This is a genomic window from Mesorhizobium sp. ArgA1 (assembly GCF_053714375.1).
In genome coordinates this window covers 37,004-49,815 of the sequence record NZ_JBSKBQ010000018.1, presented here as the reverse complement: position 1 = coordinate 49,815, position 12,812 = coordinate 37,004, and the positions used below count along the sequence as shown (strand labels likewise).

Here is a 12,812-nt window from a genome sequence, read left to right as displayed (position 1 = left end):
ACTGCTCCGGCAGCGCCGGCTGTGAACGCCAGCACCGGCACATCCGGCAACGGCACGACGGTAACGCCGGCGGTCTATGTGCGGACGGATCTCGCGGCACCCACGCTGACGCCGGTGAAACTTGAGGGAGACAAGCCCGAAGACAACGCCGCGGAAGCGACGACTGCCCGCACCATCGTCAACGACGTCACCGGCGGCAAGAGCATCGACCAGATCGCCTCTTCCCGCAGCATGACGCGCGATCAGGTCATTGCCGCGCTCAGGTCTGGCGGCATGGCTGTGTCGACCGCCGACCCGAGTGGCAATGGCGACGTGCTGACGACGAAAATCACGGATGCCAATGGCCGCACCGTCACGCAATATTACGACTATCAGCACGACAGCTACTATACGAGCGTGCAGCAGCCCAACGGCACCGCGACCACCACCCCGGTTCGTGACGGGCTCGGCCGCAAGGAGACCAGCAGCTACAATCCCGACACCGGCGCCATCACGACGCGGTATGAAGACGATCTCGGCACGGGTACCGTCACCGAGCGAACTTCGCTGCCCAATCATACTTCGGTGGAAACGGTGACGCCGGGCAGGGGACCGTCACTTCCAGTGACCACCGTCACCGGTCCGGATGGCAAAAAGACCATCCTGGCGCCCACTCAGGATCCAGGCGGCACAAGCACGCAGAACATCAAGAAAGATCTTGCCGACGGGAAAAGCATCGACCAGATCGCGCGGGAACACGGCCTCACAAGCCAGCAGGTGATCGCCGAATTGCAGGCCGCCGGCTATCAGGTCAAGACGCAGGCAGCGGCAAGCGGCAATGGCGACGTGCAGTCGGTCGAAGTCGTCGACCCGCACACCGGCGACAAGACCGTCTACTCTTACGACTATCAGCATGACGAACGCACCGTCGTAACCACGGCCGACGGCAAGGAAACCTCGCAATCCGTCGATGGCAACGGCGGGACCCGCAGCAGTGTACGCAACACCAAAACGGGGGAGGCCACGACCACCATCGTCGATCCGAAAACAGGGACCGAGACCAAGATCGTCACCGACAAGGACGGCCGGGTGACGACCACCACCACCGAGAAGATCAATGGCGGCAAGGCCGTCGAGTACGAGGTCAAGCCCGGCGACAACCTGACTCGGATTGCGCAGCAATATGGCGTGACACTGAAGGATCTTAGAAGGACGAACCCGGAGCTTTTCAGCTCGTCTCGCGACCCAGACACCATCCATACGGGCGAAAAAATCACCATCGACAACGGTACGCGCACGACCGTGGAGGTGACCTTCAACGGCTATACGCTGACCACCAGGCCCGATGGCAGCATGACGCTGCACAACACCACCACCGGCGCCGACCTGAAGATCGAGGCAGGCACGGCGCAGCAGGCGTTGGCCGAACTGCTGCTGGCAATCAATCCGCAGAGCAAGGATCCCGAACAGGCCAAGACCGACACGGTTCTCAAGACGACCCTGGAAGGGGTGCTCGGCGGGGCAAGTCCCGAGCTTGCCCAAGAAGTCGCAGACAAGCAGCAAGCAGTAAAGGATGCGATCAAGCAATATGGTGGCGGCAAGCCTGCCACGCCGAATCTCGACGGCAGCGCCACATCGGTTGGCCCGTTCGGCGATCCGCCGTCGGCTACGGCTCCGTCAGGCGGCAAATGGGTGCCGCTGATGGTCGACGGGAGCTGGCAATGGTTCGATCCGCAAGTTGCCAAGGCGATCGCCGCCGAGAACGCTGTGATAGCGCGTCTCGGCGAAGCACAGGCAAAGCCTGAGCAGAGCGGGGCCCAGCTCGACGTCTATGCGCTGGATCCCGAATATAAGGGAGCCATGAAGAGTGCCGAGACGACGCTCGACGAGGTCTTGGCGCCTTATGGACTGCAATGGCAGGCCCCGGAGCCGAAAGGCACGCTGGCCGATGCGCAAAAGCGACTGACCACCGCCAACAACGTGCTTCAAAGTGCCACCACTGCCAGGGCTGAGTACGAAGCGGGCGAGAAGAGCCTTCTCGATGCTATTGATAAGCAGGCAACGCTGCCGGTGCTCAGCGATCCGAGCAAGCCGGCCGTGGGGACTCCCGGCGGGCCCACCCGCGAGGAAATCAACCTGCAGGGCAAAGCTGAGCACGCCGGGGTCACGCAGCTCTTGATCAACGCCGCGCTGCATACCGCGCGAGGCAATAAGGCCACGATCGACCAGATGGTCGGTGCCACAGAGCTGAAGCTTGCCGAGGCCAAACCCGGAAGCCCCGAGTATACCGAAATCAGCGGTCGGCTCGAGGGCCTTAAAGGGCTGCAGGAGGGGGCAGCCAGCCAGGTGACCCTGGCTGAGGCGTATGAGGAATTTGGAGTTGCGCAAAAAAATGCGGCCGACCTTGCCGTGGATGTCGAGCCGATCAAGCAGGCCTTGGTCGCGCGAGCGATGCAAAGAAATCCGCACCATTTTGATTGGGACGGCTACACGAACGGCGCGGGCGACTTCACCGGCAAACTGAAATCGCAGGAAGTGATCGAGGAAAATGGACAGCTCTATCTCGTAAACACCTATGAGAATGATGTTTTCACCGATGAACACGGCAATGACACGCCGGTCCTGAAATATGCGCTCACATACGATCTTAACGACAAGAAGATCAGGGACGATTTCCGCAACGATCCGCTCAACAAGCAATGGCAGGAGTTGCTGGCGTCGACGCAAAGCTCGACTTCGGCGCAGGTCTGCACGCCCTATGGAACAGGTTCGCAATCGGCGCTGGCGGCCGCCAAGTCCAAGATCGTCGGCGTGCAGGTCGATCGTTTTGACGCACAGCTGAAAGACGCGAAAACCAAGCTCGTCGACGCGACGACGGCTCGCGACAAGGCGATCACCGAGCACGGCGGGGGAACCGTCGACGCGCCTGCCGGCACGCTTCAGCCAGGCGAGAAGCCGGTCAAGATCACGGTGAACGGCCGCGATCTCTGGGTCGCACCCGAGGTTGCCAATGCCTACGAGAAGGAAGGAGCGGGCGCAATCGGTGCCAGTGGCAAGTCGGTCCGGATCGAGATGAATGGCCAGTGGCTATGGGTGCATCCCGAAGTCGCGGCCGCGGAAATCGACAGGGGTCTGACAGAAACCGAAAAGACCCAATTGGAGACATGGGAAAAGGATGTCCGCCCGGCGATGGTGGCGGCGCGCGATTGGTACGGCTTCTATGCAAGCAACGCCAAGCTTCTGACATATGGCAACGAGGAGCATGAGGCGCGGCTCAAAAACACGTACTTTGAGGAACACAGGGATCAAGCGCTCGCCGGCTACCAGGTCCAGCTCAAGCAGTTGTACGACAACGGGGTCACCGGCGAATACAAGCAATACAAGCCTGGGGAACTCAGCGGGACGGTTGCCCGCACACTCGGTCTCGATGAATCGAGCGACGGGGTCACAAAGGTTACAGATGAGATCACCGACCGCGCCGGCGAGAACGCAGAGGTCAAGGTCGTGCCGATCTTCGCGCTTGATGGCGGGGTGGAATCGTCGACCGCACTATTCGCGATCAAGAACGATGGAAAAGAAATCGGCTATGTCGACAGCTCCGGCAAATACTACGGCAGCTTCGACGAATTCCAGCATGAGAACCGCATCTTCAGCGAGAACGGCAAGCTGATCCTGGCCAAGGGCGGCAACATGAAACTCGGCGCCGATGGGTTCTCGCTCGACGAGGTGGAGGTCGCCGACGCACGCAAGGTGGATTTCTGGGACAAGGCCACCGACATCGGTCTTGGCATCGTGGCCGGCACCGCCACCATCGTCTCGTTCGTTCCAGGCGGTCAATGGGCCATCCCTATCGCGATCACCGCCGGCGCGGCTCTTGGCGGCAAGACTCTGTACAAGGAAGGTGAGCACCTGATTCAGGGCGGCGACTTCGATAGTCAGTCGGCCTGGAACATCGCGACCGGCGTGACTGCGTTCCTGCCCGTAGGAGCCGGTGCCCTGCGCACGTTTGGCCTGGCAAGGGCCGGCTTGTCCACCTCCGAGGCTTTCGCAGGCGGATTCGGAATGGCGCGCATGAGCGATGCTAGTTGGGGCATTGGCAAACTCCGTGTAAACGTAACGCAATCCTCTTATGCCGAACAGGCAGCGAGCTATCTGCAAAGCGGCAGCAAGCTGACTACCGCTGCGTGGGGCCTTGATGCCGGGGGCGTTGTCACGGGTGTTCCGGTGCTTGCCAGATCGGCGGAGGATCTGGCCAACCATGGCGGCGAAATGTCATTTGCCGAACTTGCGAACGCCATCATGGGCATCGGCACCGGCGCGGTCGGCACCGGCCTGGGCGGCCGCTCGCTGCTCTACAATATGCCTGGAGCGGCCGGCCCTCGGGGCGGCGACGGGGCTCCCGCGTCGGGCTTTCCACCGCCGGGTGGACCGGATTCGGGGCCGCGACCGCGGGCCGTCTATGAGATGGGCCCGGACGGTGTCTACAGGCCCACCGGCGAGCAGGTCATGCCGGATCCGAATGAGATCGTCATCGACGGCGAGGTGCTCGGCGAAACGAGTGGCCAGCAGGAGCCCGGTTTCGCTGCCTGGGAAGGTTTCCGCAACGCGCCGGACGCGGGCAATCCAACCGGTCAGCGCGCACTGCCGGCCGGCGAGTCAGAGAGTCAGAACCTGCCGCCACTCACGGGCGACAAGAATGATCCCTCAGGGGACGGCCAGCCGTCGCGGCCGATCGTCTTGCATGAGCCGGCCCCGGACGCCACCGGAGGCGATGACCCTACGATGCTGCCGGGCCGCGATCCAGATGGCTCGGCCGAGCGAAGCCCAAATCCCGCTGGCGGCGATCCCATCATCGTGTCGAAAACGCCGATCGGGACGGACGGTCGTCCCGTGCATCTCGTATGGGACCCGGAGACGCGCAGCTTCACCGGCGCGCCCGAACGCGACACGAGTGGGTATGTCTACACCAGTGGCAAGGATCCGAAGACACCCTCGGCCTATCTCGACGGCTTGACTACCGAACAGCTCGTGACCCGTTACGAGCAGGAGAAAAGCTACTATTCCAGCCATGAGCTGGCCGATCGCTACGGTCCCGATGGCATTCCAGAAATGCTGCGGAGGACAGTGAACGAAAGCGCAGCTCCTGGCGCCAACCCACCGGCGGGCGTCAAGCCGGCCAAACACAAGAGCTGGGGAGACTTCAGGATATCCGCGCTCGGACGAGTCCGGGTCAATTCCGATCCTATAAATCTTGCTCTCCATTCGATCCCGGGTATGCCTGAGGCATTCCAGCTGGGATCTCCGACCTGGCGGTCATACATGGTGGGCTTCGGGACACGCACCAATTATCGTGCCCTTGGGCAGTCATTTGCGGACAGCGTCAAATACCGGTCGCTCGAACCGGCGCGCTACACTTTCGGCAAAGAACTGGGAATCTCCATTCGCCCCAACGAGCATCGCAATATCACGCTCGCACAGCTCGGCCTCAAAGTTCAGCGCCAGACCGCCTTTCAATTCAAAGGACAGGATCTTCTCGACGCGGCACATCAAAGGCTGTTCGGAGAAGCCTCGGATTCTGTCTTCACTGTCATGTCGCGTTCTGCCCGTCTTGCCGGTCCGGCGGGGAACAAGGGTTGGGCCGTGGAGCTCACATTCAGCCTGGCCCTTCGCTCAAAGTCGGCAATTTTGAACGACGGGGAAAGCGACTTCTTGCGTCAAACAGCGGACGGCAAGACAGAATTCTTAGAGTTCGACGGCGACGTTCCCTATCGGAAGGTTTACCTGGAAGACAAGTATTATCTGACGAGTTTGCTAAGCGTCGAGAAGCGCTACGAAGTGGCGATGAACGCAACATTGCCCAAGGGAACGATCGTCAACTCGGAATTCGTCGACGCAAACAAGGGAGTACTTGACCGCCTCCGACTGAGAGCCCAGTTCGTCGTGAACGACAAACATACGGCGGAGGCTCTTGCCGACAATCCCGACATGAGCACGATCCGAGAACTGGTGGCGTCGGGAGAAATCGATGCCCAGAAATCGATATTGTTCATTCCTGGCTCACAAAGTGGGATGCGGCAATCTGCTGTTCCCGGATTGGCACTGGGAGAGACAATTGTCGATCTCACGGGAAGAAGTCGACGCGTGTGGGATGCCGGCGCAAGCCGGCTCGAGGTCATCGTCAACGAGGCATTCCACAAATTCCTGCCAAGTCCCGATCGCATTCTGCTGCGTAAATTGCCTGCGCCCTACAATCATTATGTTCGCTCGGGTGGTCCGATCTATGTCAACCTTTTCGGCAAGCGTGAGGCTGTCGCGGCGACAGTTGACGTCACGCTCGCGGTGCGGAGCCCGGCCCTCAAGTTGCGCGTGCCCTCGGTCCCGTTCCTCCAATTGCCATTGGCGTTCACGGGCGAAATCAGGTTCTTTTACCGAACGAATTTGCCTGAGGTCGCCCCGATCGTCGCGAAGGCCGACTTCGTTCGACGTGAATTTGCCTTCGACGACAAACTGCCTGTGGAAATAGCGGTTCCACGCTGGCTGCATGAACTCGACCAACGTGCTGACAGGGGGGGAGGGCTCGCATTTCCGAGAGGCGGCCAGGCGTCGTTCGCAAAATGGCTGGATGAAATCGAAACTACCGCGACACCCAGTCAGAAGGCCGATATTGAGGCGTTCCGCCAATCCACGTTGCTGTCACTTGAGGATGAAGCTTTCATTCCACCTGGCGCGATGAGCGCCGTTCGTGACTTCCTCGAGACACAGGCAAAACCTTCCGAGATGCCTCCGCCGGAATTTGTCTATCTGGCACCAGGCGACCAGCAGCAACCGCTTGCGCGCTGGTATCGTGAGCATGGGGTTGTTCCTTCGCCTTCAGCCAGGCCTCTGGCGTTTCGACGGCCGGTGCCCCCGGCAACCAACCCAGCGCCGAGGCAGGACGCGGCCGCCGGCGTCGCCAATGCGGCGTTGGCTGGGCAACCAGCTTCCGCCGAGACCGGCGCGGCAGCCGAAGCCGGCCCGCCAAGAACCCTGCAGCTTCAGGACGAGAGCGGCAGGATGATCATCGCCACAATGCTGGGCACCGAGCCGAGGAGCCCGGAGCAGGTTTATGTGCCACCCGCCGACGGGCCCCCAGCGCGCGGCGACGAACCGGAGTTGATGCACAAGTCGCATATTCTGTTCCGCGATCCGGAGACCGGAGAAGCATACGTCCTGCCGTGGGTGCGCGGTGCCTCCGAGGACCATGTGCCGGGCAGTCGGGGACAGCCGCAGGGCGAAACCGTGCCGCCGGCGGCAACGCCAGCCAGGAAGGCAATCGAGGCGGCGCCGCCAACAACCTATTCGCTGCAGCAGGTCCGCAACATGCGGCAGCCTGAGAAATGGAAAGCCGGCGAGGTCTATACGCGCGAACTCAATGGGTCGCTTGGAGAAGCGCATTTCCCGGTCGCGGCCAATCCGGATGGTCCCCATCCTGTCATTGGCGAAGGTGGGCGATATGTGGATTCACCTGTGTTCAAGAGCCAGGACGAAATCGAGGCGATTGAGATCAAGACGTACCACCGCTGGACGACGATCAACGGTGTTGCCCAGATGCGTGAAGTACCGCTGACGCCGAAACTGCAGGAGCAGATCAACAAGGATGTGGCGCTGCGCAACGAGAACCCCGGCTATCAGCCGCGCTGGGTCTTCCTCGATGCGCCGCCTTCCGCCGAACTGCAGCGGGCGCTCGACGATGCGGGAATTGTCGGCAACATCTTCGGACACAGCAAGTCCGCTACGGCAACTCCGCAATCTCAACCGGTGTCGAGCCAGGTCGCCGCGGGCCGCACCATCCATCTCCAGGACAGGAATGGCGAGGTGATCGTCGCGGCAATGCTGGGCACGGAGCCGAGGAGCCCGGAACAGGTTTATGTGCCGCCTTCCGACGGACCCCGCGCCCTGGCCGATGCTCCGGAGGTGCAGGACAAGACGCACATACTGGTCTACGACCCCGACACGGGCGAAGCCGTCGTGCTGCCCTGGATACGCGGTGCCTCCGACGACCATGTGCCGGGAAGCCTGCCGGAAGAGGGCGATCAACCTGCCAATGCGGCCGAGGAAGCAAGCAATGCCGGCCGCCCGTCGCGCGGCAATGTCGGCCCCTATGTTTTCCGCGCCGATACGCGCTCGCCGAGCGAGATCAGGGACGCCGGCGGCTTCTCGCCACCGCCGCCGACAGGAATCTGGGTGGACAATCCGCAAGGCATCGCGCTGAGCAACTATGTGATGGGCAACACCCATGGCCGGTTCGTTGGTACGAGCCAGTCGGTCTCCGGGGCCAAGACCTTCGTCGCGGAAGAGTCGCGGGCGGCGCGCCGGCAAGGCTACACCTATCTTTATACGCTGAATCCAAGCAGACCGCGCCTCCACGTCCCGACCGAGTTCGAGGCGATGGGCCGGCCTGTCGGCGACAGGATGGCCCGCGTCGACGAGACGGCGATCGACGGCACTATACCGTGGAGCGAGGTCTACGGTTGGAGGATGATGGATCCTGACGGCAACTTCGTCGGCGGGTTCACCCGCAACGAGGATGCCGTTGCTCCGGGCGCGTCGACGCCCGAACGCCCGCAGATAATCCTGCGGCCAGCCGACGAATTCTGGGATGTCAGCGCGCCGCCGGTGACCGAAGCCGTCGTCAATGAGGTGGCGCCTCTGGCCAGCGAAGCGCCGCAGGTGTTGAACGCTTCCGCCGAAGCATCGTCCGCAGGTGCCGCATGGCCCCCAACGCCTGACCGCGGCAGGGCGATCTTCGACCCTGCCAGCGGAAAGTTCGTCGGCCTCGAGCTTCCGGTAAGTTCCGCCGCAGAGCCGGGATTTGCCGAACCTGTGCGCGCGCCGACCGGGCCAGAGGTCAGGTCGCTTTCGGCCGATCAGATTTCCGGGCTGACCGACGCGCAACTGCATGCAATCAAGCCGGAGCACATCGCCAAGCTGACGCCCGAACAGCTGGCTGCACTGGGCCCCGAGCAATTCGGGCAGCTGACGTTCGATCAGGTTGCGGCGCTGCGGCCGAAGCAGTTGCAGGCGGAGAGCGCCGAACAGCTGCAGGCGATCAGGCCAAGCAGATTGCAGGCTATTGCCCCTGGCCGCATCACCGCCTTGCGGCCAGATCAGGTCGCTGCCCTCTCACCTGAGCAACTTGCTGCCTTGACCATCGAGCAAGTGCGCAAGCTGACGCCCGACCAGATAGCCGGGCTCAGCGACGAGCAGCGCAATGCCTTCACGTCGGAACAGTTCGCCGCCATGAGACCTGCCCAATTCGGCCATCTCGATGCCACGCAGTTCGCAGCGTTGAATCCCGATCTCGTCGCGGCACGCAATCCAATGACGACGGCACAGCTGTCGCCTGACCATATTTCGGCGCTTACGCGTGAGCAGCTTGGCGCCCTGACAATTCATCAGGTCGAGGCACTGACGAAGCAGCAAATAGCGGCTCTCACGCCGAAGCAGCTTGGCGAGCTCGGCCCCGGCCAATTGCGCAAGTTCACGCCAACGCAGTTTGCCTGGATGTCGACGGAGCAGACGAACGCGTTTTCCGTGCTGCAGGTGACGACCTTCCGGGCAACCCACAACAAGGCGATGACGCCGGATCAGGCTGCCAGCGTCGACCTGGCCCTCAGCCATGCCAGGATGCGCGAAAACGCTCAGGCGCTCGCCACCTTTGGCGGCATGTCGACCACCTCCTACGCGTTGTGGAGTTCGTTGCCGCCAACCTGGAGCGCCACTGCCGCAGCGGTGGCGTTTGGCGTCCGAGGCTTCGTTTTCGGCTCGCAGGCGATCTTCCCCAACGCAACCGCAAATCACAAGCCGTTCGGGCGATTCCTCAACGCGCTCGGCGGGGCCACATTCATTGCAGCGGCGCCAGGTGCCGCGACCGGGATGATCCAGGGCAAGGACCTTGTCGTCAACAGCACGTTTTCGCTCGGCAACGTCGTCTATGGTACGAAGTCGATGCTGCAGTCGTTCACCGGCAGACCGGTGATCCGAAATGTGGCCGAACATCTGGCTGGACCCGGTTATGTGCTTGGCTGCGCCGTCTATACGCTGCACTCCTGGCCGGCGCCGATCGCCACAGTCGCGGGCACCTTGTTCACGTTCGGCTGCGCCGAATTCTGGGCGTCGGCGATAAGGACGGACCGGATGAATCGCCGTTCGGTGCCGCGAACCGATGCCGAAATGGCGGCGGCGGAAAAGTCCGACAAAAGATGGGGTGCGTGGGATCGGTGGACCCTGGGCATAACCTTCGGCGTCGGCATGCTTCTCTTCTCGCTGGACTCTCTGCTGACGAAGCCTTGGGAGGGCGCGCCGGCCTCTCCACCCGATCCGAAAAAACCGGACGGCGATGCGTCGTCCAAGCAACCCGAGGATCCCTCGGATGTTCCAGGTGAGACGCAAACCCCGCCGCAGGACTTCCCGCAGCTCGTCGTGGAGGGGGATGACGGCCTGAATTTGCGGACCCAGCCTGACGGGACTTCGACGGTGGCGACGGTCCTGCAACCCGGCACGTTCGTCGAACAGACCGCGAAGCCGTCGACCGATCCGTCGGGAGAAGCCTGGATACCCGTCGAGGGTTTCGGACCGGACGGCGAAATGCATAGCGGCTGGGTTTCCGGCGACTATGTCGAGGTCCATCCCGAGGGCAGCAGCAATTCCGAGGGCCGCACGAATCCAACGCTGGAAAAGGACGGCTATCAATGGGTCGAGGTCAAGAACGGTGACTCTATTCGCCTGATCGCCAAAAGCCATTCAGCGGATGTGGCTCAGACCGTCGTGCTCAACATGGATCATATCCTGAGCCCGGATATGATCTTCTCGGGCGACCGCATCTACCTGCCTGCGACGTCGATCGGCTGAGAAAGGAGCGACCGAATCCTGGAGCGCAGCGGTTCAGCGTCTGATGAAAACGCAGAACTGCTCTACCTTGTTTAACGCTGGGCGCGGAGCGTCTAGCGTCCGGCGGCTTGCTGGCCTTGGCCGGTTCTCGCGGCATAGGCGTTTGCAACACAGGCGGCCAGCCTCGCCGCCCGCTCCGCTATCGGATTGGATGGTTCAGAAGAGTAGGAGGCGGTAAACCGCAGGTCGGATGGGTGCCATTCGCAGTCGACGATGCGCAGTTTGCCGCTTGCGGTATACTCTTGGACGACTTCCTCGGGCAGAGTGGCTATGCCGATACCGTTGAGCGTCATCTTGATGGAGGCGGCAAGGGAATTAGCCGGAAAGATGCGCGGCGTCTCTTCCAACTCGCCGGTGAGCTTGCGGTAAAGCTCGCTGTAGGGTCTCGTGCTGCGCGCATAGCTGATGATTGGAAACTGCATCAGGTCCTTCAGCGTCAGCTTGCGTCGGTTGGGCAATTTCAATTGCGGCGAGCAGACCCAGACCAGGGGAAAGGATGGCAGCTCGATATTCTCGATGCTGTATTCCAGTATAGGACCCATGAGCACTGCAAGATCGAGCCGATGGGACATGAGTTCATTGCGCAGGGTGGTCGTCGCATCGACGACAATATCGGTATCGACAAGCGGATAGTTCGCTTGCAGTTCCCTGAGAAAATCCGGAAGCCAGGTGTGCACGATGGATTCGGCAACCCCGAGCCGAAGCACCCCCGCCGTCTCCGAAAGAGAGTTGGCCGCCAGCTGCAGCCGTTCCGCGACGCGCAGGACCCGTTGAGCAGGTGGCAGTAGCCGTTGTCCCTCGGCGGTCAGCCTGACGGTGCCGCTCTGCCGCTCGAACAGCCTGGCACCCAGCGCTTCTTCCAGGCCGGCAATTCGCGTGGAGACCGCCGGCTGCGTCGTGTTCAGGCGTTCCGCCGCCTTTCGAAAGCTCCCGAAAGTCGCCACCAGGAGAAAGGTTTCGAGCTGCTTGATGTTGAAAGGGATCACGATTCAATGCCGGACAATAATTTGAGCGCCGATCTTTACTCGGTCATATAGGTCGATAGCGTCCTTATTGGTCATGCGGATGCAGCCGGACGAATTGGCCTGTCCGACGGTCCATGGCTGATTGGTGCCATGGACGCGATAAAGCGTGTTTCCGATATACAACGCGCGGGCGCCCAATGGGTTGTTCGGCCCTCCCGCGACGCGAGCGGGCATCAGGCGGCCCTTTGATGCTTCCCCGGATCGCATTTCGGCGGGCGGCCGCCAATCTGGCCAGTCTTTCTTGCTCGAAATCGTGTCGCGGCCGGACCCCTCCAGCCCTTCCTTGCCGACGCCCACTGCATATCGCAGCGCCTTGCCGTCTCCCAGGATGTAGTACAGGCGGCGCTCGGTGGTGTTGATCACGATGGATCCTTCGGTTGAGCTTCGGTGAAAGTCACGATCTCCCGGGGGATTGCCGACCACCCGGGCTGAATTTCTTCACCCGAAGTCCGGTCGCGACCGGAAGGGGAGACCAACACATTTCTTGACTGATCGTAAGCCCAACTTCTGGGGTCATAACCGCTGTTCGATTGGGCCTGCGATGGCGCCATGGCGGCAATCAACGTGGCGGCGAGCAGAAGCGATGCACCCAATCTCCGGATGAGATGCGGGCTGATCGGAATCCTGCTTCCAAAAACGCTTGCGCGAGCATCGAGCTTCGCGAGCGAGATCTTGTTTGGCGCCACCGAGACCGATCCCCTTCCGCGAAGCATCGAACCGGCGATCACGAACCGGTGATTGATTCCAGCGCGCACCATATCGCGTTGCGGGTGGTTCGCAACATTTGGCACGGGAAGTTAATACGTAGTCCAATTGGACTTCCATTTCTCCAGTGTGAGCGATAGAGTGAAACCGGCGGGCAACCATGAAGCGAGCGAT

General features: G+C 61.8%; 5 protein-coding genes. 1 reads left to right on the top strand and 4 read right to left on the bottom strand.

The window, feature by feature from the left end; genetic code table 11:
* Positions 1-594: 594 nt before the first annotated feature.
* A complete protein-coding gene (locus tag ACWGTI_RS27080) occupies positions 595-1,566 on the bottom strand; it encodes a hypothetical protein (RefSeq protein WP_454589955.1) in 972 nt (323 codons plus the stop codon).
* A 114-nt stretch (positions 1,567-1,680) separates the two neighbouring features.
* On the opposite strand from ACWGTI_RS27080, the gene ACWGTI_RS27075 reads away from it, so the two are divergent.
* Positions 1,681-10,869, top strand: a complete 9,189-nt coding sequence (locus tag ACWGTI_RS27075; RefSeq protein ID WP_454589981.1) for an enterotoxin A family protein — start codon at positions 1,681-1,683, stop codon at positions 10,867-10,869.
* A 92-nt stretch (positions 10,870-10,961) separates the two neighbouring features.
* On the opposite strand, the gene ACWGTI_RS27070 is transcribed toward ACWGTI_RS27075, so the two are convergent.
* From ACWGTI_RS27070 to ACWGTI_RS27060, 3 genes are read right to left on the bottom strand one after another with little or no spacing between them, the layout of a single operon-like run.
* Positions 10,962-11,894 (bottom strand): LysR family transcriptional regulator, encoded by a 933-nt coding sequence (locus tag ACWGTI_RS27070; RefSeq protein WP_454577503.1) that lies wholly within the window; start codon positions 11,892-11,894, stop codon positions 10,962-10,964.
* A gap of 3 nt (positions 11,895-11,897) precedes the next feature.
* Positions 11,898-12,296: a L,D-transpeptidase gene (locus tag ACWGTI_RS27065; RefSeq protein ID WP_454589954.1), complete on the bottom strand. Its 399-nt coding sequence runs from the start codon at positions 12,294-12,296 to the stop codon at positions 11,898-11,900.
* Positions 12,293-12,691 (bottom strand): hypothetical protein, encoded by a 399-nt coding sequence (locus tag ACWGTI_RS27060; RefSeq protein ID WP_454589953.1) that lies wholly within the window; start codon positions 12,689-12,691, stop codon positions 12,293-12,295. The genes ACWGTI_RS27065 and ACWGTI_RS27060 overlap by 4 nt, the downstream gene beginning before the upstream one ends.
* Positions 12,692-12,812 lie beyond the last annotated feature (121 nt).